Here is a 23,946-nt window from a genome sequence, read left to right as displayed (position 1 = left end):
ACCCAAACCACCGGCCGAGAACCCCACCCCTCCACAGCCCGAAAAAAGACCCCCGAAGATCCCTCGAAGATCACCCGCTCCGCCCCGACCGCACTCCGCCCTAAGCCGAACAGAAACCCCATCCAACCCAAAACACCCCCACCCCACCAAGCCCCCACAGGAACCCACGAATGGACGACCGCCCACAGCTCCCTGACTCAAGGTCACGAAAATGTATCGGGCATATCGAACATCAACCTTCACAGGCACCACACGAGTTGGCTACCGTGCCGGACAGGCCGCACGACCTCCACCGGCGAACGACGCCGGGCCGCGCGGCCTCCGCCGAGTCCGGTACGCCACCGCAGCCGGAGCCGGGGACCCACCGAACTTGGGGTGAATCGGCCCGGACCCGCCAGGGGACCGGCCGTAGGGCAACCCTTCCGATCCACCCGCCCGAACCCGACAGCTAACTCGGTAGGCGGAGCACGGAAGGAGTCGCCTCCCTTGGCGTCGCACCGCAAGTCGCGTCCCGCTGGGCCGCGCGTAGCAGGCATACGGACCCCCGCCCTCGCCACGGCGGCCCTCACGTCCGTGGCCCTGCTGTCCCAGACGGCCAACGCGAGCCCGTCCACCGACGACAAGCCCAGCCTCGAAGAGGTCGAGAAGAAAGTCGACGACCTCTACCGCCAGGCGGAGACGGCAACCGAGAAGTACAACGCGGCCAAGGAGAAGACCGCGAAGCAGCGCAAGCGCGTCGACACCCTCCTCGACGACGTCGCCAAGCGCACCCAGGAGCTCAACGAGGCCCGCGAGGAACTCGGCCGGTCCGCCGCCGCCCAGTACCGCACCGGCGCCGCGGCCCCCGACACGGCGACCTTCCTCCTGTCGGAGACCCCGCAGGACTACTTCGACCAGACCCAGCTGATGGACCGTATGACCGGCCGTCAGAAGGAGGCGGTCGACGACTACTTCACGCAGCAGTCCGCGACGATGAAGAAGCGCCGGGAGGCCACCCAGAGCCTCGAAACGCTCACCGAGTCGCAGACCGACCTGCAGACGGCCAAGTCCACGGTCCAGACGAAGCTGTCCGACGCCCGCGAACTCCTCTCCAAGCTGACCGCGGAGGAGAAGGCACGCCTCGCCGCGATCGAGAAGCGCAAGCAGGAGGCGGCCGCCCGCAAGGCGGCGGAACTGGCCCGCCAGCAGGCGGAGGCAGAGGCCGAGCGCAAGCGCCAGGAGGCCGCCCAGCAGCAGGAGACCACCCAGCCGCCGGCCGACTCGGGCACCTCGGCCCCCTCCTCCTCGGACTCCTCGTACGCCACCAAGGCCGAGAAGGCCCTGGCCTTCGCCCGCTCCCAGATAGGCAAGCCGTACGTCTGGGGCGCCACCGGCCCCGACTCCTACGACTGCTCCGGCCTCACCCAGGCCGCCTGGAAGGCCGCCGGCGTCGACATCCCCCGCGTCACCTACGACCAGGTCAACGCCGGCACCACGGTCTCCCTGGCCAACGCCAAGCCCGGCGACCTCGTCTTCTTCTACGACGACATCACCCACGTGGGCCTCTACATAGGCAACGGCATGATGATCCACGCCCCGAAGCCCGGCGCCTACGTCCGCGAGGAATCGATCTACTACGACGGAGAGTCCGCAATCCACAGCGTCCTCCGCCCCGCCTAAGGCACACACACGCGCGCGTGGCCCACAAATCCCCCACGCGCGCGTGCCCGTGAACACACCCCCGCGGCCCCGCCCCACCCACACACCGCAGGCGCCACGCGAACCCCCACTCAGGGACACAGGCCGCCGCAGGCATCCCCGGCCCAACCGCCGGAGGCAACCGGCGCGCCCCACCGCCAACCCCCACCCCGCTCCCTAGCATCGGCCCCATGCCCGCCAGCACCACGACCACCCCCACCTCCCCCCTCCGCACCTGGTGGTCGCAACGTCCCCCCACGGCCGGCGCCGCCGTCATGGCGACGGGCATCCTGTCGGTGGCCCTGCACCAGACGAACCACGAAACCCTGTCCCGGATCGCCCTCGCCCTGGCCTGCGCAGCCTGGCTGGCGCTGGCCGGCGACTTCGTCGCACGCCTCCTCTGGGACCGCTCCAGATGGCTGAGGGAATCAGCCACCCCGGCCGCCCTGACCGCCGTCGCCGCGACGACCGTCCTCGGCACCCGCTTCAGCACCCTCGGCCGACAACACCTCGCCCAGGCCCTGCTGGCCCTCGCAGCCGTGCTCTGGCCGGGCCTGCTCATCGCCGTGGTACGCCACTGGCACCGCCGCATGCCCGGCACGGTGTTCCTCGGCTGCGTGGCCACCCAGGGCCTGGCCGTCCTCGCCGCCACACTCGCCGCGACCGAGTCCACGGCATGGCTCGCACACGCCGCACTCATGCTCTTCTGGCTGGGCCTGGTCCTCTACGTCATCGCCCTGACCCGCTTCGACCTACGCCAGGTGACCCAGGGCTCCGGCGACCACTGGGTGGCCGGCGGTGCCCTCGCCATCTCCGCGCTCGCCGGCTCGAAACTCATCGCCGCCGACGTTCCCGGCCAGTACCTCTGGAACGACGACGACAACGGCGTCCTGCACGCGGTGACCGCGGCCCTGCTGGTACTCGACCTGGCCTGGTACACCGTCATGGCCGTCGCCGAGATCGGATGGCCACGGCTGCACTACGACGTATGCCGCTGGGCAACGGCCTTCCCGATGGGGATGACGGCGGCGGCGACACTCTCCGTCTCCACCGCCCTGGACGTCCCGTGGCTCAGGACTCCGGGCGAAGTACTGCTCTGGATCGCGGTGGCGGCATGGCTGGCGGTCGCCATGGGCGCGGTACGGACGACCTACACCGAGGTCACGTCCACAGAACGGCGATGAAGATGTTCACCGTCGTCAGCAGCCCCACAAGCCCGAACAGCCGCTTGTCCACCGTCTCCTCGTCCCGCTTCACATAGACGAGCCCGAGGATCACGACCAGTAGCGCCAGCTTCACACCGATCTTGATGTTGTTGACGGACTGATCGTCCGCCTGGTTGAGCCCGACCAGGACCACGCCGGTGACCAGCATGGTCAGGGCCCCGTGCAGCATCGCGGGGACGAACCGGGCGGTGCCCTGGCCCATCGCCTTCATCTGGGTGAAGAACCCGCCGAGCAGCGCGGCGATGCCGATGATGTGCAGGCCGACGAAGAGATGGATGAGTACGTCCATGGACCGGGAGCCTAACCAGCACCAACCGCACCCCCGACACCAGCCCCACCCTCCGCCCGCCCCCGAACCCGCTCCCCGAGCCCACTCCCCGAACCCGTTCCCCGCACCCACTTCCCGATCTTGCATATATGCGCCCCATAGCACCCCGCCACGCCCACGAACCCGGAAACCGCCACATCGGTCATCACCCCGCGTGAACACGACGCCCCCATTCCGGGATCACGCTCACTTACGGTCATCTCGCGGTCCGCTCCCGGCACTTCCGCACAACGCGTTACCGACCCGACACATTGAGGTTTAGCGTCCTCCACCAGGTGACCGGCTCCCCACCGCCGCCCGGGCCAGGGGCGGCAGTCGGACACCACCGCCGAGAAAGGTCCGGCGGCGGCCCGCTCCCCCTGTGTGGGCCGCCGCCGGACGCGTAACCCGCCCCGGGGCGGCCGTACGTCCGCTCCCCCCAGGCGTTCCTACGGCCGCCGCTCTCCCGGGGCGGTCAAACGCCCCCCCGCCCCGGCGGACGCAGCGGGACCAGGCGGTCGTACGAAAGGACGTGCAGTCCAGGTGGCAGCGCACCGAAAGCCCCGTCAGCGCTCGCTCGGCGGCAACACGGCCCGCACGGCATGGACGATCGCCCTGGCGGGCGCGGCGAGCGCGACCGGCTTCGACGGTACCGGTCACGCCGAGCCTCAACTCACCCCGGCGCAGGTCAAGGCGAAGGTGGACCGGCTGTACCAGGAGGCGGAGGTCGCCACCGAGAAGTACAACGGCGCGAAGGAGCAGGCGGACTCGACCGAGCGGCGGATCAGGACGCTGCAGGACGAGGCCGCGCGCAGGACGGAGAAGCTCAACTCGGCACGGGAGGCGCTGGGTTCGATGGCCGCGGCACAGTATCGCGACGGCGGGATCGACCCGGCCGTCCAACTCGCCCTCTCGGACGACCCCGACCGCTATCTCGACGGCGCGGAGTTCGCCGAACGCGCCGGCAACCGGCAGGCGACGTCCGTCGCCGGCGTCCGCCGACAGCTACGGGAGATCGAGCAACTGCGCGGCGCCGCACGCATCGAACTGACCTCGCTGAAGTCCCGCCAGGCCGAGCTGCGGCGGCACAAGACCACGATCACCGGCAAGCTGGACTCGGCCCGGAGCCTGCTCGCCCGGATGACCGCCGAGGAACGCGCCCGGCTCCAGGAGAGCGCGGACCGCGCCGCACGCTCCTCGACAGGCAGCCGCGACGCCCTGACGACCCCCGGTTCCGCACCCGCCCAGGCCCCCAACTCCCGCGCGGCGTCGGCCATTTCGTACGCCTACTCCAAGCTGGGCAGCCCCTACGTCTGGGGCGCGACCGGCCCGGACGCCTTCGACTGCTCGGGCCTCACCCAGGCCGCCTACCGCTCGGCAGGCCTCTCCCTCCCCCGCACGACGTACGCCCAGATCGACGCGGGCCGCCGCATCTCCCGCTCCGAACTGCTCCCGGGCGACCTGGTGTTCTTCTACTCCAGCATCAGCCACGTGGGCCTCTACATCGGCAACGGCCAGATGATCCACGCCCCGAACCCCTCGGCCCCGGTCCGAGTGGCCCCGCTCGACGAGATGCCGTTCGCGGGGGCCACGCGGGTGGTGTGACCCATCAGGGCGGGCCGGGACCCCGGCCAGGGCTCAGACCAGACGCCGTGCCGTCGCCCACCGCGTCAGCTCATGCCGATTCGACAACTGGAGCTTCCTCAGCACCGCCGAGACATGCGACTCGACCGTCTTCACGGAGATGAAGAGCTGCTTGGCGATCTCCTTGTACGCGTACCCCCGGGCGATCAGCCGCAGCACCTCCCGCTCGCGCTGGGTGAGCCGGTCCAGGTCCTCGTCCACGGGCGGCGCGTCCGTCGACGCGAACGCGTCCAGGACGAACCCGGCGAGGCGCGGCGAGAACACCGCGTCGCCCTCCTGGACCCGGAAGACGGAGTCGACCAGATCGGTCCCGGTGATCGTCTTGGTCACATAGCCGCGCGCACCGCCCCGGATCACGCCGATCACATCCTCCGCCGCGTCCGAGACGGACAGCGCGAGGAAACGGACGGGCTGCTCGGTGTCCGCCATCAACGGGGCGCAGCGGCGCAGGACTTCGACCCCGCCGCCACCCGGGAGGTGCACGTCGAGGAGGACGACCTCGGGCCGGGTCGCGGTGATGACCGTGACCGCCTGGTCGACGTCCGCTGCCTCGCCGACGACCTCGACGCCGGTCTGCTCGGTCCGGCCGATCTCGGCCTGGACTCCCGTACGGAACATGCGGTGGTCGTCGACGAGGACCACGCGCACACGTCGCTCGGCCGTGCTCCCGCCGGTCGACTCCACAGGCTCGTTGGCCTCGGTCGGGTCGCTCATGACGTCTTCTCCGCCCTCTCCATCTCCAGCTCGACCTCCGTGCCGCCGTCGGGTACCGCCCGCAGCCGGGCCGTACCGCCGTTGCGCTCCATGCGGCCGATGATCGATTCTCTGACGCCCATGCGGTCGGCGGGTATCGAATCCAGGTCGAAGCCCGGACCGCGGTCCCGGACGGAGACGAAGACGGTCTTCCCCTCCACCTCGGCGTAGACCTGCACGGCGCCGCCCTCGCCACCGTACTTCGCGGCGTTCACCATCGCCTCGCGCGCGGCCTGCATCTGCGCGCCGATTCTTTCGTCGAGCGGGCAGTCGCCGACGACCACGACCTCTATGGGGACGCCGTGTTTGTCCTCGATCTCGGCGGCGTTGCGCCGGACCGCGTCGGCGAGGTTGGCGGGTTCGTCGGCCTCGTCCTTGCCGGTGCCCTCGGGTTTGTAGAGCCAGGTGCGCAGGTCGCGCTCCTGGGCGCGGGCGAGGCGACGGACCTCGTTCGCGTTCTCCGCGTTGCGCTGGATCAGGGTCAGGGTGTGCAGCACCGAGTCATGGACATGTGCGGCGACTTCGGCGCGCTCCTGGGCACGGATGCGCATCAGGCGCTCCTCGGAGAGGTCCTGGGTCATCCGGACCAGATACGGGCCCGCGAGGAGCGTTATGCCGACGAGGACCGCCAGGGCCGCCTGCAGGACGGAGCCGAGGTGGGCGGCGGAGCCCTGCAGGACGAAGATGCCGGAGACGCCGGCCGTGACGAGCACGACGCCGCCCGCGGCACGCAGCAGAGTAAGGGTGCGCCGACGCCGCCCGGCCTCCATCCAGCGGGCCCGGCGGGCGTTGTCCGCCTGGCGCCAGACCAGGGCGACGCCCGCGCCGACGAGCACGGCGGGCAGGAGGTAGGCCTTGGCGCCGTTGCCCAGGTCCACGCTGCCGACGAAGACCATCGCCACGACGACCATGAGGAGCAGCGCGACGATCTGCCCCCTGTCCGGCTTGCGGGCGACGAGTCTGCGGCGGCCGTCGGACGCGGTCTCGGTGGCGAAAGGAGACGGCCGCTGTGCGTCGACCCCGCCGACGCCGAGCGGCACGAAGAACCAGAACGCGGCATACAGCAGCGCCCCGAGGCCGTCCGCCATGAACAGGCCCACGAAGACGAGCCGCACCCAGATGACGGGCAGCCCGAGATGCCCGGCGAGCCCCCGCGCCACGCCCCCGAGCCAGCGTCCGTCGCTGCTGCGGTAGAGCTTGCGCGGCGGCCGCGGTTCGGCGAGTGGCGCTGCTGCGGCTTCCGGCATGCCATCGATGTTCACACGCCCGGACGACCAGGGCATCAGGGTCGACCCCCGAGACTCCCCTGATCTTCGAGGCCCACCGCCTCGAACGCTTCCCCCGTCCCCGGCTCAGGGCCGATATCAGGGTCCGACCAGGGTCATTCCGACTCCCGCCGAGGCGGTCCGCCCGTCACCATGGACACATGACTGATCACCAGCACGCCGCGGACTCCGTGCCCGGGCCGGACGCCGTGCCCACCGCGGGCACCCCGTCCGGCCCGGCACCCGCGAGCGCCGCGGGTGAGGAACCGCGCGCACCCGCGGGCGCGGAGACAGACGGGTCCGCGGAAGCGGGCGTACTCGACCCCCCGCACAAGTTCCGGCGCGACCGGCGGCACAAGATGCTGGCCGGCGTGTGCGCCGGGCTCGGACGGCAGTGCGACATGGACCCGGTGATCTTCCGGATCACCCTCGCCGTGCTCTCCGCGACCGGCGGCATAGGCCTCATCTTCTACGGCTTCGCCTGGCTCTTCGTCCCGTACGACGACGAGGAGCAGAACGAGGTGCGCAAACTGCTGACCGGCCGCGTGGACGGCCACGCACTGACCGCGGTGCTGTTCGCCCTGGTCGGCTGCGGCGTGTTCCTGACCCTGCTGGGCAACGGCGGCGTGCTGGCCTTCGCCGTCGTCCTCTCCCTCCTCCTCGCAGGCGCCGGCTACTGGTCACGGCACCGCAGCACCCCCGACCCCGACCCGCTGGCCGCCCAGGCCGTCGCCGACGCCCCGCCGGAGGCCCAGGCACCACCGGTCCCCGCCGCCTACTCCTGGTGGCGCGACCCCATCGTCAAGGACGGCACCCACGAGGGCGGCACGGGTTATCTGTGGGGCCCCCGCGACTCCCAGGAACGCGACATCGCGGCAGCGGTCAACATCGGCCTCGGTACAAGCTGGACCAGCCGCCAGGACATACGGGCCCGCCGCCCCCAGCAGCCGAAGCAACGCGGCCCCCGGTGGATCGGCGGCTGGGTCTTCCTGCTGGCCCTGCTGGCGGGCGCCCTCGGCACCGGCGCGACCTGGGAGGACCACGCCCTGGGCACCAGCCTGCAGATGGGCCTGTCCTGCGCACTGCTCGTCCTCGGCCTGGGCATAGCGATCAGCGCGTTCCTGGGCCGCACGGGAGCGGGCTCCGTCTTCCTGGCGATCATCACCGCGGGCCTGCTGGCCGCCTCGGCGGCACTGCCCAAGGACATCAGCACCCACTGGATCGAGAAGGACTGGCGCCCGGCGACGGCAGCCGACGTACAACAGCACTACGACCTGGGCACCGGCGTCGGCACCCTGGACCTGACCGGGGTGAAGTTCACCGAGGGCCGGACGGTGACCACGAGAGCGGACGTGGGAGTGGGCCGGCTGAAGGTGATCGTCCCCAAGGACGTGACCGTGAAGGCGAGCATCGACGTGGGGGTGGGCGACATCCAGTTGCCGGGCGACGACGAGCAGGACGTGGACGTGGCACCGGGCAAACACAAGGAGCTGACCCTGAAACCGACCACGGGTACCCAGAGCACGGGCACGCTGGACCTCGACCTCAGCGTGGGCGTCGGACAGGCGGAGGTGAGCCGTGCTACGTCATGAGTTCCAGCCCGGCAGACTGATAGCCGGCACCTTCCTGACCCTCACGGGCATCATCTACGCCGGTGACGCGGGCGACGCCTGGGAGACACCGTGGTTCACGGTCATCCCCCTGCTCGTGGTCGGCCTGTTCCTGGCAGGCACGACGGCAGCGATAACCCACGGCATACGCAAACGCCACCGCTCAGCACCCACCAACCGGAGCTGAAGGGGCTATCGATAGCCCCCCACCCGCTGCCGCCGCCGCGCCCGAAGCGCGGAGTCCACGGAGAGCATGGAGGCACCGGCGAGCACCAGGGGCAGCCAGGCCATCAGGTAGGCCAGGTCATTGCCGTAGTAGTAGGGATCGGAGGCCCAGCTCACCGTCAGCCACAGACTCAACGAGATGAGCGCACCGCCGAGCGCCGCCAGACGGGCGAAGAGCCCGATGAGGGTGCCGATACCGACGGCCAGTTCACCGAAGGCGATGGCATAGCCGAACGCGACCGGGTTGTTCAGAGCCATGTCGACCATCGCCGGGATGGCCGACGAATCGCGCACGGCACGCATCATGTCGCCGATCGACCCCGAACCGGAGTCCTTCATGAAGGCGCTGTCGGTCAGTTTGTCCAGGCCGGCGTAGATGAACGTGACGCCGAGAAAGACACGGAGAGGAAGCAGTGCGTATCGGGTGGCGGTATCTCGCCAGTCCCGGCCGCCGTCGAGGTAGGGGGAGTCCGTGTGCATACCGTGAGTCATCGCCCGTAGCCGCCTCTCGCCCGCCGTGCCGTGACCCCTCAAAGACGATACGTACGCATCGCCTGCCCCGCTCAATCCAGCCCCGCCCCACATTTTCCGGCCCACCCACCCTGACCGAAACCCCCCGGGGTGACTGCGTCGCCTGAGTCCCACGAGCCCGCAGCCGCCCACGGCGGCAAGGGCACCCCCAAACCCAAGGCGCTACGCGAACCCCCACTCAGGGACACAGGCCGCCGCAGGCATCCCGGCCCACCCGCCGGAGGCAACCGTCACTCGGTCACATCGATCGCATACCGATTAGTCTCCACCCCCACCGCAGTAACCACCTGCACCTCCACCCGCCCCGGCTCCACATCCGCCGGCACAGGCACCCTCAACACCGCGTCCGTCGGATTGCTGAACCCCCCGGCCACCGGCACCAACGGCACATGCACATGCACCGCCCCGATCCGCACCACCATCCGCGACAACCGATCCGCCCCCTGCGCCCCGGGCGGCACAAACCCGGCCCCCCGGATCTCGATGTCGTCCCCGGTACGGATCGGCGCATCCAGATCCCCCGCCTCCCGCGCCCGCACCACGGACAGAATCACCGGCCGACCCCCCTCCGCGTACTTCCCGGCCACATAGGTCGCCGCGGAAACCAGCACCACCACCGCCAACCCCCACGGCAGATCCGGCAACTGATCCGGCCGCCGCCCCAACCGCACCGCCGCGAACAGCAACGCGACCCCACCGATCACGACGTACTGAATGTCCGCGAACGTCCCCCGCCCCGAGTCATCCGTCAGCAGATCAGCCGCCCGAGGCCGATCCGCCCGCACCTTCTGCAGCCGCTGCCCGAGCACCCGCACCCCGACGACCCGCCGCACCAGCACAGCGATCGCGCACACCACGGCGAGCACGGTCACCACACCGGCCGCCCGCCCGAGCTCAAGCCCGGCGATCAGCGCATCGCGCTCCGCGTGCCCGGACGCCGCCGCGAGCCGTCCCACCAGCACCAGCACCGCGTACGCGACGAACAGCACCCACGCCCCGGCCACCGCCCGCGAGGTGGACAGCCGGTTGTCCTCGCCGATGACCGGCGCCACCGCGCCGCCCCTGGCCCGGTGGAACCAGGACGCGGCGGTCAGCGCACCGGCCGTCACCAGCGCCGCCAGCAGCCCGGCCGTACGGGCCGCCGTCCACCCCGCCCCGATCGCCGTGAACGCCTGCACCAGCAGCAGCGCCACGACCAGAGCCCAGACCACACACGTCGTACGCCACCACAGCCGCGCCAGCCAGGCCGCGCCCTCGGCCCGCCCGCGCTCGGCGACGACCTCCGCCGACTGCGTCAACGCCTCGGAGACCCACTGCCGGGAGGCCGAGGCCGAGTGGGCGACGGCCGCGGGCAGCCCCTGCCCCGCGGCGAATTCGTCCCGTTTCAGCAGGAATTCGGCGATGGCCCGCCGATGCCCCGCACGCGCCCCGTGCGGACAGTCCCCACAGGTGCAGCCGCCTCTGTGCGCGCCCGCCATCGCGCTGCCCTGCCCAGCCTCCTGCACCGCCACGCCCGATGCCCGCCTTCCCAGTGACCGAAATACCCTCAAGGCCTCATGACCTCAAGGACTTATGACCTCAAGGCCTTATAACCCCACCAGCCCGCGACCGGCAGCGGTATCTCAGATACCGGCCACCACGGATTTCGGACACCGCCCGGGCCACCCACCACCGCCGCCACAACTCCCTTACGACGAAGGCGAATTGTGCCGCACACGTCCCGCCGCCCACCGACCGGTCCCGGTCGGCCCGGGTGATGAGCGGCCCCCCGTGTTGACCCGGCTGCGAGAATTTCCCTATGGCCGAGATCATCCAGCGCGACGGGACCTGGGCCTTCGACGGCACAACGGTCCGGATCACGCCGGGACTCCACCGCTCCGTGCCACTGTTCCGGCAGACGTACGGAGAGATCGCCGTGCCCCTCGAAGCCGTCGCGAGCATCGTCTTCGAACCCGAACGCAAGCGCGGCCGGCTGCGCATACGGCTGCGGGAGGGCGCCGACCCGCTGCTCCAGGCGACCGGCGGCCGGCTGCCCGACACGGCGGACCCGTACCGGCTGGTGGTGGACGTCGACCGGGCCGGGGTCGCCGAGTACGTCGCCGAGGAGATCCGTCACGCGCTGCTCCTGGACCAGATCCCCACGGAGCCGACCAAGGCGTACCTCCTGCCCGGCCCGCCGGTCCCGGTCTCCGTCCGCTCCTCCGACGGCATGGTCTCCTTCGACGGCACCCAGGTGCGGATCGACTGGTCCGACACCTCCGACCGGGTCAAACGGGCGACCGGCCCGCGCATCATCAACGTCGGCGACCTCGTCCAGGTCGAGTGGCTGCCCAACTCCGGCTACGAGGACGGTTTCCTGCGCTTCGTGACCCGGGAGACGGTGTTCTCGAAACTGCCGGCGGAGAAGGACCCGTACGCCCTGGACCTGTGGGGCAGCGCCCGCCGCGACCTGCTCACCGCGCTGGTCGCCACCGCGGTCACCGCCCGCCTCCCGCACCCGTCCACCCGCACCGGCGTCGACCACGCCGACCGCCCACGGCTGGCGGCATCCGTCCCGCCCCCGGCCGACCATCACGACGTACTCCTGCGCAGGCTGAGGGAGTTGGGCGAACTCCACCGGGACGGCGTCCTCACCGACGAGGAGTTCGCGATGACGAAAGCGGTCGTCCTGCGAGGCTTCTGAACACGACGTTCCCGATCCGCCGGCTTCAGCTCAACAGATCCGGCTCACTCCGGCTGATGTCCTGCCACAACGGCTGATAGTTGATCCAGCCCACCAGATCCCCACCCAGCTGCTCCCATGTCGCCACCGCCTGCCGATGTTCGATGAGCACCGGACGTCCCGCCGCCTTGGCGGTCAGCTGTACCTGGCTGGACCGTTCCATGGACAGGAACCACCAGGCCGCCGCGTCCACCGAGTCGCCGACGGTGAGCAGCCCGTGGTTGCGCAGGACGAGGGCCTTGCGGGAGCCGAGGGCGTTCGCGATCCGGCGGCCCTCCACGGCGTCGACGGCGACCCCCGAGTAGGCGTCGTACAGGGCGTGATCCTCGTAGAAGGCGCAGCTCTCCTGGGTGATCGGGTCGAGCAGCTCGCCCAGCGCCGCGAGGGCGCGGCCGTGCACCGAGTGGCAGTGGGCGACCGCGACGACGTCGGGGCGGGCGGCGTGGACCTGGGAGTGCACGGTGAAGGCGGCCTGGTTCACGTGGTAGCGGCCGTCGATCACCTGCCCCTCGGAGTTGGCGAGGACCAGGTCGCTGACGGTGACGTGCCTGAACGGCATCCCGAACGGGTTGACCCAGAAGCAGTCGCTGAACTCCGGGTCGCGCGCGGTGATGTGCCCCGAGACCCCGTCCTCGAACCCGAGCCGGCCGAAGATCCGCAACGCGCCCGCGAGCCGTTCCTTGCGGTGCCGGCGCTCGTCCTCGACCGACTCGTGCATCGGCGGCATCGCGAACTGCAACCGGTCGGTCGGCAGCGGTGCGGGCGGAGTGGGCCCGAGGGGCGTCCCGTGCATCTGTCCTCCAGCACTGGGTTGCTTACGGGGCGGAAGTTACCCTCGGTCAGCGCAGGAGAACAGACATGTTCTGTAAAGATCCGACGCCCACGCCCCCGGAGGCCGACGTACCCGGAAGCCGGATGGAATCCGGACAGCGGATGTCGGGTATCGGCGCGACACTCACCGTATGACAGCGAACTGGGCATCCTTCACCGAGGCCGAACCCGACCTAGCCCGCACCACCGAGGAACGCTTCGGCGCCTTCACCCACCACATCCTCGCCACCCTCCGCAAGGACGGCTCCCCGCGCACCACGGGCCTGGAGGTCCGCTTTCTGAACGGCGAGCTGTGGCTCGGCATGATGCCGAACTCGCTCAAGGCCCTGGACCTGCGCCGCGACCAGCGCTTCGCACTCCAGGCGAACCCCGGGGAGGGGCAGTCGATGGGCGGGGGCGACGTACGGATCTCGGGGTGGGCGATCGAGGTGGAGGACCCGGCGCTGCGGGCCGCATACACCGAAGAGGTGGAACCCCCGGAGTCACCGGAGCCGTTCCACCTCTTCCGCACCGAGCTGACAGAGGTCGTCAGGACCTACGTCGAGGACGAGAAGTACCTGGTCGTCCAGATCTGGAAGCCCGGCGAGCCCCTGCGCACACTCAAGCGCACATGAGACCCATGAAGCCCAGGGGGCCTACTCCCACTCGATGGTGCCCGGGGGCTTGCTGGTCACATCGAGGACGACCCGGTTGACGTCCCGCACCTCGTTGGTGATCCGCGTCGAGATCCGCCCCAGCACGTCGTACGGCAGCCGCGACCAGTCGGCGGTCATGGCGTCCTCGGACGAGACGGGCCGCAGGACGATCGGGTGGCCGTACGTCCGGCCGTCACCCTGCACACCCACGCTGCGGACGTCCGCGAGCAGGACCACCGGGCACTGCCAGATGTCCCGGTCGAGGCCGGCCGCCGTGAGCTCCTCACGGGCGATGGCGTCGGCCTCGCGCAGCAGGTCGAGGCGCTCCCTGTTCACCTCGCCGACGATGCGGATGCCCAGGCCGGGACCGGGGAAGGGCTGGCGCTGGACGATCTCCTCCGGGAGCCCGAGCTCCTGGCCGACCATCCGGACCTCGTCCTTGAACAGCTGACGCAGCGGCTCGACGAGCTCGAACTCGATGTCGTCGGGGAGGCCGCCCACGTTGTGGTGGGACTTGATGTTGGCTGTGCCGGTGCCGCCGCCGGACTCGACGATGTCCGGGTAGAGGGTGCCCTGCACGAGGAAGGCGACCTCGGGACCGTCCTCCTGGAGGATCTCCAGCTGCGCCTGCTCGAAGACCCGGATGAACTCGCGGCCGATGATCTTCCGCTTCTCCTCGGGGTCGGAGACCCCGGCGAGCGCCTTGAGGAACCGCTCCTCGGCGTCCACGACCTTCAGCTGGACGCCGGTCGCGGCCACGAAGTCCTTCTCGACCTGCTCGGTCTCGCCCTTGCGCATCAGGCCGTGGTCGACATACACGCAGGTCAGCTGGGAGCCGATGGCCTTCTGGACCAGCGCCGCCGCCACGGCGGAGTCGACGCCGCCGGACAGACCGCAGATGGCGCGCTTGTCGCCGACCTGCTCGCGGATGGCCGCGACCTGCTCCTCGATCACATTGCCGGTGGTCCAGTCCGGCTTCAGGCCCGCACCCCGGTACAGGAAGTGCTCCAGCACCTGCTGTCCGTGCGTGGAGTGCATGACCTCCGGGTGGTACTGGACGCCGTACAGCTTCTTCTCGTCGTTCTCGAAAGCGGCGACCGGGACGACGTCCGTGGAGGCCGTCACGGAGAAGCCCTCCGGGGCGGCGGAGCAGGCGTCGCCGTGCGACATCCACACGTGCTGCTCGGCCGGGGTGCCCTCGAAGAGGGTGGAGGACGACCGGGAGACGTGGAGATCCGTACGGCCGTACTCGCGGGCGCCGGTGTTGTCGACCGTGCCGCCCAGGCTCTGCGCCATCAGCTGGAAGCCGTAGCACATGCCGAAGACGGGGACGCCGGCCTCGAAGAGCGCGCGGTCGAGACGGGGGGCGCCCTTCTCGTACACGGACGAGGGGCCGCCGGAGAGAATGATCGCCGCCGGGTTCTTGGCGAGCATCTCCTGGACCGGCATGGTGCTCGGCACGATCTCGCTGTAGACCCGGGCCTCGCGGACACGACGGGCGATGAGCTGGGCGTACTGCGCACCGAAGTCGACGACCAGGACGGTGTCGGGGGCGGCGGCGGGGTTCGCTGATGACACGGGTTGCCTTCCGGCGGTGAGCGAGGTGTGTGTGGGGCCGAGTCTACCGGGATCCCCGGGGCCACCCCTGGGGCAAGCCTCGTCTCAGGATGCGAACCGGGTTGGCCGCCCCCGGAAGGCGCGGCATACTGACCCCATGCTCACGCACCAGACCTTCGTCTTTACCTATGGCACCCGGCCCGCCGGCTGCCATGGTCGTGCTGCTTGAGCAACTGACAAGCGACTTCCCAGGCGCCCCGGGCCGACAAGGCCCGGGGCGTCTGGCGTTTCCGGGTCCTGCCGCTCCGGGGCACCGCCCCCCTTCCACGAGGAGCCCCGAAATGACCGCCATCGACGTGACCGGCGCCCGTACCTCCGAGGCCGCGGACGTGATCACCGGTGCCCGTGAACGCATCGACGCCCTGGACGACCGGATCATCGGGCTGATCCAGGAACGCATGGCCGTCTCGGCCGTCATCCAGGAGGCGCGGATCACCTCCGGCGGCCGGCGGGTGAATCTCTCCCGCGAGATGGAGGTCCTCAACCACTACAGCGAGGCGCTGGGCAAGCCGGGCACATCGCTGGCGATGACGCTGCTCGAACTGTGCCGCGGTCGCATCTGAGTTCGGGCCCCCTCTCACCCGTACGGCGCGTGACGCCTCCCGCACCCCTTCGTTGGTACCGGTGTCCGTGCCAGCCAGGGGCGGGCCCGAAGAAACCACGCGTGGCTCACTGGAGCGATGAGGCGTTACGGATCGTGCCGGCGCCGTGGGACCTCGCTCCAGGTAAGTGACCGGACGGCAGGGGACAGCAGCCCGGTCACCCAAGAGGGTCGGCTCCGGGGACGCCCGGGGCCGGCCGGCGGATCTGCGGGAATACGTACGACGACGTACAGGGGCGGGTCAAACGGTTGCGGTGGACGCGCCCGTCCAGCACGATGCGATGAGACGACTGCACTGCCAGAGGTCGAGACCAGACCCACCGGACCAGAACCAGCGGCGCACCCCCCGGCGCCGCTCCCTAAGCACCGACGCTGCCCTGACGTCGGTGCTGACGAAAGAAGGGCCCCGCGGCTACTGCCTGCGGGGCCCTTCTCATGCCGTTCGGGCGGGCGTTCATGCCGTTCGGGCCGAGCCCTCGTCAGGTGCGCGAGACGGTGCCGCATTCCTTTCCGGCCCCGCTCAGTCCTCTGCTGCGGTCGTACGGGTCGATCACGTCGCCGGAGGGCTCGGGGCGGGCGTCGAGGTCGGCCCGGAACCTCGGATGGATGAAGCCGTCACCCTGCCGGCAGATGTCGTTGCCGATCTCGCTGCTGACCTCGCGCACCCAGATGCGGCCCTCGGTCGCCCGGTACTCGGCGGGGTCGAAGACGGCCACCTCGACGACGCGGCGGACGATCACGCGTGTGACCTCGTCACCGCCGTCGGCCCTGGCCACCGGGTAGACGAAGGTGTAGTCGGCCCGGATCAGCGGTCTGCCCCGCTCCTTGCCGGGTTCGACGGTCATCCGGCCGCGTACCTTCACCTCGGTGCCGACGAGCTCGATCTCGTCCGGGTCGAAACGGGTGAACTTCCACTTGGGGTCGTTCTCGACGGTGGGGCGGCGCAGGCCCTCGCGTATCTCGGCGACGTAATCCTTCGCCATCGGGTCGAGGAGCGCCAGCGCCTCCTTCGGCTCGGCGCCGTACAGCACCTCGCGGTCCAGGTTGGAGGCGACGAGGAACTTCTTCGTGCGCCTCAGGGCCGTCTCGATCCGTGCGGCGGGGACGCCGCCGACGGCCTTGGCCTTCGGCACCTCGATGGCGTCCTCGCCCGTGGCCCAGCGCTCGGCCGGGGAACCGGCGAACGGCTGCTTCCGTGTGGGCTGACCTGCGACGTCGGTGGGCGCGCCGGTGGGCCGGCCGGTCTCCGCGGGCAGCGGCGAGGCGGGCGGTGCGCCGGCGTCCGGGCCGCCGCCGGGCAGCCAGGACAGGGCGGTGGACGGCTTGAGGGCGATCACGGCCACGGCGACGGCGAGCAGCACGCCGAGGACGCTCCACATCCTCCGGCGGCGCGCGGTCCGGCCGTGCACCTCATGCCCGGCGGGGCCGGTACGCCACCCCGGTGGCTGCTCCCCCAGGGCGTCCTGCCGCCGCAGGCGCTCGGTGACCATACGGGCGCGGGCGGAGGGTTCCTTCGGGGCGGAGGGGTGGTCGCGCTCGGCGTCCTGGACGAACTTCTCCCATTCCTCGTCCGATATGGACGAGCCCTCGGACGGCTTGTCGGTCACGGCGGTGTGCGCTTCCTCTCGGTGGGCTGTCGACTCGGCGGGCTGTAACGCCGGCTGAGCGTACGTCAGCTCCGGGCCGCCGCATGGAGCCCCTTCGGGCGTGACGTAGGCCACATAAGAAATCTGTTAGTGAGCGTGCAACCTTTCACAGCCGTCGCCGATCAAACCCTGCGTATCAAGGGCCACACCCGCGCCCCACACGCGGAGGCCTCCCCTGTAGACGCGTGTTGCGATGTCGCAGCACCTACGGACTTTCGAGGTCTTCATGAAGCTTCGCCGTGCACTGGCCGCCGCAGCGACGACGGCAGTCATAGCACCGATCGCGCTGCTGTCCGCGCCGGCCGCGTTCGCCACGGACGAGACCACCGCGGCGCCGACGGAGAGCACGTCGGCTCCCGCGGAGCCGGCACCCACCGAGGACGAGACCACCCCGGCCACCGAAGAGCCGACGCCCACCCAGGACGAGACCACGCCGACCACCGAAGAGCCGGCGCCCACCGAGGACGAGACCACCCCGGCGACCGAGGACCCGACGCCCACCGAGGAGCCGACGGCCACCGTCACTCCGACGCCGAGCGCCAGCGAGAGCGCCCCCGAGGAGGTCGACTTCTGCGAGGACGCCGGCGACGAGGAGGTCGGTCTCAGCGAGGACCTGCACAGCGGTCTGTCGGGTCTGCCCGAGACGATCGTCGCCGGCAGCGGCTGGACCGACTTCACGTTCAACGTCTCCAACTCCGGCGACCAGGACATCAAGAACATCAAGCCGCTGATCGGCGTCGCCGCGGTCGGCTGGGACGCGGAGGACTACTCCGGCCAGATCACGGTCCAGGTCTTCAACAAGCAGACCGGCTCGTGGCAGACCCTCGCGGACGCCGCGGGTGAGGGCGCGACCTTCACCGCGTTCGGGCTCGGCGCCGGTCAGTCGACGTCGTTCAAGCTGCGGCTGAGCGTCAGCGGCAAGGTGCCGGACGCCATCGGCATCACCGGTGGCTTCGCGCAGTACTCGGACGCGGACGGCTGCTGGATGGCCGACGACCCGAACGGCTGGGTCTACTTCTTCGACATCCTCGCCGCGGGCTCGGACCCGGGTGACCCGGACGACGCCAAGCCGCAGACGGGTGGCCAGAAGCCGATCTCCGACGTCAGCGAGGTCGACGTGGACGGCTCGCTCGCCGAGACCGGCTCCAGCTCCACCCTGCCGGTCATCGCGACCGTCGGTGGTGTCGCCATCCTCGCCGGTGCCGGTGTGGTGTTCGCCATGCGCCGCCGCAAGGTCGGTGCGGAGGCCTAAGCCTCACCAAAGCTCTACGCAAGACAGAGAAGGACCTGCGCTCGGAGGGGGGTGCAGGTCCTTCTCTATGCGCCGTTCGGCCTACTTCTTCGGCGGCACCGCCGGTATCCCCAGGAACGGCAGCTTCAGCGCGCCGAAGGCCTCCGACGGGACCGCCGGGGACTGCGGCTCGACCGGCTTCAGTCGCTCGTACGCCGTCCCCTGCGCCGGACGCGGATCCGCCTCGCCCTTGTTCGGCCAGTACGACATCGCCCGCTCGGCCTGCGCGGTGATCGTCAGCGACGGGTTCACGCCCAGGTTGGCCGAGACCGCCGCCCCGTCGACGACGGAGATGCCGGGGTGGCCGTACAGCCGGTGGTACGGGTCGATCACGCCGGTCTCGGGCGAGTCGCCGATCGGGCAGCCGCCGAGGAAGTGGGCGGTGAGGGGGGTGCCCATGAGCTCGCCGACGTTGGAGCCGGCGAAGCCGTTGATGTCGGCGGCTATGGCCGACGCGGCCTCGGAGGCGGCCTTGATCTGCTTGGGGTTGGGGGCACCGTGGCCCTGGCGGGCGGTCAGCAGGCCCTTGCCCACGCCGTCCGCCTTCAGGTACGTCGTCAGGGAGTTGTCCAGCGACTGCATCACCAGGCCGATGATGGTCCGCTCCGACCAGCGCCGGTTGGACAGCGAGCGCAGGACCAGCAGGGGATGCCGGACCGCGTTGGCCAGCCAGCCCGCGACCCGCGAGGATCCCTCCGCGTACGGCACCTGAAGGATCGACAGGCCGCCCATCGAGTTGGAGCCCCTGCCGTAGCGCACCGGCTCGATGTGGGTGTTCTCGTCCGGGTGGATCGAGGACGTGATGGCGACGCCGCGGGTGAAGTCGACCTTCGCCTCGCCCGTGGCCCGGCGGTAGCGCCGGTTGTCGGTCTGCGCGCCGACCAGGGCCTCGGAGTTGGTGCGGGTCAGCTCGCCCAGCTTCGCGGAGAGGTACGGGAGCTGGCCGCCCGCCTTCATACGGTGCAGGAGGGTCTGGGTGCCGTAGGTACCGGCCGCGATCACCACGCGGCGGGCCTTGAACAGCCTGCCCTCGTCCCCCTTCTTGCGGTCGGTCGGCAGCGTCGCGATCGCGTACCCGCCCTGCGAGTCGTCCGTGACGGAGACGACCGTCGTCATGGGGTGGACGACCGCGCCCGCCTTCTCGGCCAGATAGAGGTAGTTCTCGTTGAGGGTGTTCTTGGCGCCGTGCCGGCAGCCCGTCATGCACTCACCGCACTCGGTGCACGCCTTGCGCGCCGGTCCCGCCCCGCCGAAGTAGGGGTCGGCGACCTCCTGTCCCGGCTCGACCCTGGCCTCGCCCGCGGCGTCCTCGCCGTCCCCGAAGAACACGCCGACCGGCGCCATGTGGAAGCTGTCGCCGACGCCCATCCGCTCGGCGGCCGCCTTCAGATGGACGTCGGAGGGGGTCATCGTCGGGTTGAGCCGTACGCCGAGCATCCGCCGGGCCTGGTCGTAGTACGGCTCCAACTCCTCCTGCCAGTCGGTGATGTCACGCCACTGGGGGTCGTCGAAGAAGGCCTTCGGCGGTACGTAGAGGGTGTTGGCGTAGTTGAGGGAGCCGCCGCCCACGCCCGCGCCGGCCAGCACCATGACGTTGCCCAGCAGGTGGATGCGCTGGATGCCGTACATGCCGAGTTTCGGCGCCCAGAGGTAGTTCTTGAGGTCCCAGGAGTTCTTGGGCAGGGCCTCACGGGTCCAGCGGCGGCCGGCTTCCAGGACGCCTACGCGGTAGCCCTTCTCGGTGAGTCGAAGGGCGGTGACGGAGCCGCCGAAGCCGGAGCCGACGACGATCACGTCGTAGTCGTAGGTGTCCTGTGGCACGTGCTCTCCTCGTTGAGAACGGTGTTCCTGAACGGGGTCGTTATTTGAAGCGCAGAGCCTTCATCATCCGGAGGCTGCGGCTCATGAACTGCGCGTACTTCTCGTCGTCCATGCCCAGCGACGGCGCCATCGGCAGCAGCCGCTGCTGGGCGACCGTCTGGGCCTCCGTGTACTTGAGGATGCCCTCGGAGCCGTGGCGGCGGCCGAGGCCGGAGTCCTTCATGCCGCCCATCGGCGACTGGACGCTGCCGTACGCGGGGGCGTAGCCGTCGTTGACGTTCACCGTGCCGGTGCGCAGCCGGGCGGCGACCTCGCGGCCGCGTCGGCCGTCCTTCGTCCAGACCGACGAGTTGAGGCCGTACGGCGTGGAGTTGGCGTGCTCGACCGCCTCGTCCTCGGTCTTGAAACGGTAGATGGAGACGACCGGGCCGAAGGTCTCCTCGGAGCAGACGGTCATCTCCGGCTCGACGCCGTCCAGGATCGTCGGCTCGAAGAAGTACGGGCCGATGTCCGGGCGGGCCGCACCGCCCGCGACGAGCTTGGCGCCCTTCGCGACGGCCTCCTCCACATGCCGGGTGACCGTCTCCAGCTGGCGTTCGCCCACCAGGGAGCCCATGTCGGCGCCGTAGGCGAGGGACTTGCCCAGCCGCATCGCCTTGGTGCGGGCGGCGAAGCGCTCGACGAAGGCGTCCGCGACGGACTCGTGGACGTACAGCCGCTCGATGGAGATGCACAGCTGGCCGGCCGAGGAGAAGCAGGCGCGGACGGCGCCCGCGGCGGCCTTCTCGATGTCGGCGTCCTGAAGCACCAGCATGGCGTTCTTGCCGCCGAGTTCGAGGGAGACGCCGACCAGCCGGGCGGCGGCGCCCTGGGCGACCTGGCGGCCGGTGCGGGTGGAGCCGGTGAAGGAGACGTAGTCGGCGTGCTTGACGACCTCGGGGCCGACGACCGGGCCCTCGCCGAGGACGACCTGGAAGACGTCGGCGGGCAGGCCCGCCTCGATCAGCAGGTCACGGGCCCAGAGCGCGGTCAGGCAGGTCTCCGTGTCGGGCTTCATGACGACCGCGTTGCCCGTGACGAACGCCGGGAGCGCGTCGCCGACGGACAGCTCCAGGGGGTAGTTCCAGGGGGCTATCTGGCCGACGACGCCGCGCGGGTGGCGCAGTTCGGTGACCTTCGTGAGCGTGGGCATGGCACCCGCGTGCCGCTTCGGCCTGAGGTAGGCGGGCGCCTTACGGCCGTAATGGCGGGCCGCGACGGCCACGGCCTGCACCTCTTCGTGGGCGTGCAGCCGGGCCTTGCCGGTCTCCAGCTGGATGAGGTCGAGGACCTCGGCCTGGCGTTCGAGGACCAGGTCGTGGAAGCGGAGCAGGACGGCGGCGCGCTGCCGGACGGGGACCTGCGCCCAGACGGCCTGCGCCGCGCGGGCCGCCTCGAAGGCCTTCTCCACGTCCTCGGGCGTGGATTCGGGCAGGTCGGCCAGCTTCTCACCGGTGAACGGCGTGTGGTTGGCGGTACGGCCGGAGCCGACCACGCCCTTGGTCAGCTGGGCCACCAGCTCCGGGGTCACCACGTCGGCTGCGGTACGGGCGCCCTCCGGGGCGGGGGCGAGGGGGTTCGTGCCGGTCTGGGCCGGGGCCTGCGCGTCCGTCATGAGGCGCAGGGTATGCCGGAGCCGGGGCTTTGTGTACCCGTCGGTAACGGGGATTCACCGAGTGCTCACATGCCGCCAGTGTCCACTGGCAACAAACGCGCTGATCAGGGCGTTGCCAACGACGACCGGAGGTCGTTCATCCCTGTCCCATCTCAAGTCGGTCACGGGCGCCCTTGAAGACCGCGGTGCCCTTCTTCTCCGACGGCGTGCCCTTGGGCATGTCGACGCGCAGCTCGTACATGCGGTCATCCGCGGTGGCGATGAACAGCTGCATGACGCGGGTCGGGGACTCCTCCTTGTCGTAGGTGGTGTCGGCGAGGACGGCGTCGTGACCCTTGAAGCTCGTGCGGGTGTACTGGCCGCTCGCGTCGTGGTTGTAGCTGTCCCAGGTCTCCCTGGCCTCCTCGGCCATGTCCAGCAGCGGGCGGGGCGACTTGTCCCACTGGGTGAGGCGGACCTGGACGAGACCGGCCTCGATGTCGTAGACGACGAGCCGGGGCTGGTCGGTGGCGCCGCCCTCCCGTGCGGCCTCCTTGTACTCGGCGGGGAGGAAGAGGACGGCGTCCATGTCCTTCTCGCGGTGCTCGGTCCAGGTGCCGGGGCTGGGGGTGGAGGTCGGGGTGGACCTGGTCGCCGGGGCCAGGGGGGCCGAGCTGTAGGTGGGGTTCATCTCCTTGACGTCATCGCCCTTGTCGACGAGGAAGGAGGAGGTGGCGAACCAGGTCCCGGCGACGAGAAGAACGCCGAGCACCGCGACGGGGACGGGGCGCAGCAGCCGGGAGCGGCGCTGGGACCTTACGGCTGAAGTGGATCCGGTCACCGCTTCGCCGGATGTTCCCGTGGCGGGTTCGGACATCGGCTCGGGCGCGGATTCGGAGCTCGACTCGGGCTCGGGCCCGGGCTTCGTCCCATCCGTCGCTCCGGACGACGCCGCCCCGCGAGTCAGCCGTACCGTCCCCGAGTCCTCCGCGAACTCCCGCAGCCCGGAAGCGTCCTGGGGCCCGGCCACCGCCGCACCCCCGGAGGGTTCCGGCACCGGCCACCCCTCCGCCACCGCCTCAAGGACCGCGGCGGCCTCCTCCGCGCCGGGCCGCCGCTCGGGGGCCTTCGCCAGCAGCCGCACGATCAGCGACGACAGCGGTCCCGCCTGCTTCGGCTCGGGCGGGTCGGCGGCGAGGATCGCGGCGAGCGTGGACTCCAGCGTCGTACGGCGAAAAGGCGACCAGCCCTCCACGGCGGCGTACAGCAGAACGCCCAGCGACCACAGGTCGGAGGACGGGCCGGCGCCGCGGCCCGACATCCGCTCGGGGGCGATGAACTCCAGGGAGCCGATGAACTCGCCGCTGACGGTGAGGGATTCCTCGCCCTGGATATGGGCGATGCCGAAGTCGGTGAGGACGACGCGGTCGTGACGGCCGAGCAGGACGTTGGCGGGCTTGACGTCGCGGTGCACGATGCCGACGTCGTGCGCGGCGCGCAGGGCGTGCAGGACGGCGAGGCCGATACGGGCGGACTCGGCGGGCGGCAGCGGTCCGCGCTGGAGGACCTCGTGCAGGGACTCGCCGCGGACCAGCTCCATGACGATCCAGGGCACTCCGTCCTCGACCACGACGTCGTGGATGGAGACGGCGGCCGGATGGTCGACGCGGGCGGCGGCGCGGGCCTCACGGTGCAGCCGGTGGGCGGCACGCTGATGCGCCGCGTCCTCCGGGTCGCCGGGCAACCTCGGCTGCTTGACGGCGACTTCACGCTCGACCAGTTCGTCGACGGCCCGCCAGACGGTGCCCATCCCACCCGAGCCGATGCGCTCGACCAGCCGGTAACGCCCGCCGATCACCCGCCTGTTGTGGCCCGCGGCGCCCCCGTCATCGCTCATGTCCCATGACTACC

20 protein-coding genes and 1 riboswitch are annotated in these 23,946 nt (G+C 70.7%); of the genes, 9 read left to right on the top strand and 11 right to left on the bottom strand.

Annotation, left to right across the window (positions count from 1 at the left end):
• Positions 1-312: 312 nt before the first annotated feature.
• Positions 313-478, top strand: a riboswitch (cyclic di-AMP (ydaO/yuaA leader).
• A gap of 8 nt (positions 479-486) precedes the next feature.
• Together ACFWYS_RS01615 and ACFWYS_RS01610 are read left to right on the top strand one after the other, a co-directional pair.
• Complete coding sequence (locus ACFWYS_RS01615; protein WP_384762002.1) at positions 487-1,659, top strand: NlpC/P60 family protein; 1,173 nt, start codon at positions 487-489, stop codon at positions 1,657-1,659.
• A 209-nt stretch (positions 1,660-1,868) separates the two neighbouring features.
• Positions 1,869-2,861, top strand: coding sequence for a tellurite resistance/C4-dicarboxylate transporter family protein (locus ACFWYS_RS01610; RefSeq protein WP_384762000.1), 993 nt, complete (start codon positions 1,869-1,871; stop codon positions 2,859-2,861).
• Here ACFWYS_RS01610 and ACFWYS_RS01605 read toward each other — a convergent pair.
• The gene (locus tag ACFWYS_RS01605; RefSeq protein ID WP_384761998.1) at positions 2,839-3,192 is read right to left on the bottom strand and encodes a hypothetical protein; all 354 of its coding nucleotides are present in this window, start codon (positions 3,190-3,192) and stop codon (positions 2,839-2,841) included. The two genes, ACFWYS_RS01610 and ACFWYS_RS01605, sit on opposite strands and share 23 nt — an antisense overlap.
• 561 nt (positions 3,193-3,753) lie before the next feature.
• Here ACFWYS_RS01605 and ACFWYS_RS01600 point away from each other — a divergent pair.
• Positions 3,754-4,815, top strand: a complete 1,062-nt coding sequence (locus ACFWYS_RS01600) for an NlpC/P60 family protein (protein WP_384761996.1) — start codon at positions 3,754-3,756, stop codon at positions 4,813-4,815.
• Between the two features lie 33 nt (positions 4,816-4,848).
• On the opposite strand, the gene ACFWYS_RS01595 is transcribed toward ACFWYS_RS01600, so the two are convergent.
• Positions 4,849-5,568 carry a LuxR C-terminal-related transcriptional regulator gene (locus ACFWYS_RS01595; protein WP_384761994.1) on the bottom strand — a complete coding sequence of 240 codons (720 nt, stop codon included), beginning with the start codon at positions 5,566-5,568 and terminating at the stop codon, positions 4,849-4,851.
• Positions 5,565-6,890 (bottom strand): PspC domain-containing protein, encoded by a 1,326-nt coding sequence (locus tag ACFWYS_RS01590; protein WP_384761992.1) that lies wholly within the window; start codon positions 6,888-6,890, stop codon positions 5,565-5,567. Before ACFWYS_RS01590 ends, ACFWYS_RS01595 begins: the two co-directional genes overlap by 4 nt.
• Before the next feature lie 143 nt (positions 6,891-7,033).
• Here ACFWYS_RS01590 and ACFWYS_RS01585 point away from each other — a divergent pair, with 143 nt between their 5' ends.
• Together ACFWYS_RS01585 and ACFWYS_RS01580 are read left to right on the top strand one after the other, a co-directional pair.
• Complete coding sequence (locus ACFWYS_RS01585; protein WP_384761990.1) at positions 7,034-8,464, top strand: PspC domain-containing protein; 1,431 nt, start codon at positions 7,034-7,036, stop codon at positions 8,462-8,464.
• Complete coding sequence (locus ACFWYS_RS01580) at positions 8,451-8,669, top strand: hypothetical protein (RefSeq protein ID WP_384761988.1); 219 nt, start codon at positions 8,451-8,453, stop codon at positions 8,667-8,669. Before ACFWYS_RS01585 ends, ACFWYS_RS01580 begins: the two co-directional genes overlap by 14 nt.
• A 5-nt stretch (positions 8,670-8,674) precedes the next feature.
• On the opposite strand, the gene ACFWYS_RS01575 is transcribed toward ACFWYS_RS01580, so the two are convergent.
• Together ACFWYS_RS01575 and ACFWYS_RS01570 are read right to left on the bottom strand one after the other, a co-directional pair.
• Positions 8,675-9,199, bottom strand: coding sequence for a DoxX family protein (locus ACFWYS_RS01575; RefSeq protein ID WP_384761986.1), 525 nt, complete (start codon positions 9,197-9,199; stop codon positions 8,675-8,677).
• 269 nt (positions 9,200-9,468) lie between these two features.
• Positions 9,469-10,749 carry a hypothetical protein gene (locus tag ACFWYS_RS01570; protein ID WP_384761984.1) on the bottom strand — a complete coding sequence of 427 codons (1,281 nt, stop codon included), beginning with the start codon at positions 10,747-10,749 and terminating at the stop codon, positions 9,469-9,471.
• 287 nt (positions 10,750-11,036) lie between these two features.
• On the opposite strand from ACFWYS_RS01570, the gene ACFWYS_RS01565 reads away from it, so the two are divergent.
• Positions 11,037-11,921, top strand: a complete 885-nt coding sequence (locus ACFWYS_RS01565) for a DUF4429 domain-containing protein (protein ID WP_384761982.1) — start codon at positions 11,037-11,039, stop codon at positions 11,919-11,921.
• 25 nt (positions 11,922-11,946) lie between these two features.
• On the opposite strand, the gene ACFWYS_RS01560 is transcribed toward ACFWYS_RS01565, so the two are convergent.
• Positions 11,947-12,753 (bottom strand): class II aldolase/adducin family protein, encoded by an 807-nt coding sequence (locus ACFWYS_RS01560; RefSeq protein ID WP_384761980.1) that lies wholly within the window; start codon positions 12,751-12,753, stop codon positions 11,947-11,949.
• Positions 12,754-12,922: 169 nt separating this feature from the next.
• On the opposite strand from ACFWYS_RS01560, the gene ACFWYS_RS01555 reads away from it, so the two are divergent.
• On the top strand, positions 12,923-13,405 hold the full coding sequence (locus ACFWYS_RS01555; RefSeq protein WP_384761978.1) for a pyridoxamine 5'-phosphate oxidase family protein: 483 nt from the start codon (positions 12,923-12,925) through the stop codon (positions 13,403-13,405).
• 21 nt (positions 13,406-13,426) lie between these two features.
• Here the strand turns inward: ACFWYS_RS01555 and guaA are convergent, their stop codons facing one another.
• Complete coding sequence (gene guaA / locus ACFWYS_RS01550; protein WP_384761976.1) at positions 13,427-15,004, bottom strand: glutamine-hydrolyzing GMP synthase; 1,578 nt, start codon at positions 15,002-15,004, stop codon at positions 13,427-13,429.
• A gap of 320 nt (positions 15,005-15,324) precedes the next feature.
• On the opposite strand from guaA, the gene ACFWYS_RS01545 reads away from it, so the two are divergent.
• A complete protein-coding gene (locus tag ACFWYS_RS01545) occupies positions 15,325-15,606 on the top strand; it encodes a chorismate mutase (protein ID WP_266823084.1) in 282 nt (93 codons plus the stop codon).
• A 517-nt stretch (positions 15,607-16,123) separates the two neighbouring features.
• Here ACFWYS_RS01545 and ACFWYS_RS01540 read toward each other — a convergent pair.
• Positions 16,124-17,251 carry a hypothetical protein gene (locus ACFWYS_RS01540; RefSeq protein ID WP_384761974.1) on the bottom strand — a complete coding sequence of 376 codons (1,128 nt, stop codon included), beginning with the start codon at positions 17,249-17,251 and terminating at the stop codon, positions 16,124-16,126.
• 265 nt (positions 17,252-17,516) lie between these two features.
• Between ACFWYS_RS01540 and ACFWYS_RS01535 the strand changes: the two genes are divergently transcribed.
• Positions 17,517-18,542 carry an LAETG motif-containing sortase-dependent surface protein gene (locus tag ACFWYS_RS01535; protein WP_384761972.1) on the top strand — a complete coding sequence of 342 codons (1,026 nt, stop codon included), beginning with the start codon at positions 17,517-17,519 and terminating at the stop codon, positions 18,540-18,542.
• An 81-nt stretch (positions 18,543-18,623) separates the two neighbouring features.
• Here the strand turns inward: ACFWYS_RS01535 and ACFWYS_RS01530 are convergent, their stop codons facing one another.
• From ACFWYS_RS01530 to ACFWYS_RS01520, 3 genes are all read right to left on the bottom strand, one after another.
• Positions 18,624-20,402: a GMC oxidoreductase gene (locus ACFWYS_RS01530; RefSeq protein WP_384761970.1), complete on the bottom strand. Its 1,779-nt coding sequence runs from the start codon at positions 20,400-20,402 to the stop codon at positions 18,624-18,626.
• Between the two features lie 40 nt (positions 20,403-20,442).
• Entirely contained in the window at positions 20,443-22,056 is a 1,614-nt protein-coding gene (locus ACFWYS_RS01525) for a succinic semialdehyde dehydrogenase (protein ID WP_384761968.1), read from the bottom strand.
• A gap of 136 nt (positions 22,057-22,192) precedes the next feature.
• Positions 22,193-23,932, bottom strand: coding sequence for a protein kinase (locus ACFWYS_RS01520; RefSeq protein WP_384761966.1), 1,740 nt, complete (start codon positions 23,930-23,932; stop codon positions 22,193-22,195).
• Positions 23,933-23,946 lie beyond the last annotated feature (14 nt).

It is taken from the genome of Streptomyces sp. NPDC059010, assembly GCF_042740355.1.
GTDB lineage: Bacteria > Actinomycetota > Actinomycetes > Streptomycetales > Streptomycetaceae > Streptomyces.
The sequence above is the reverse complement of the archived record's forward strand: the minus strand, read 5'-3'. Positions and strand labels throughout refer to the sequence as shown.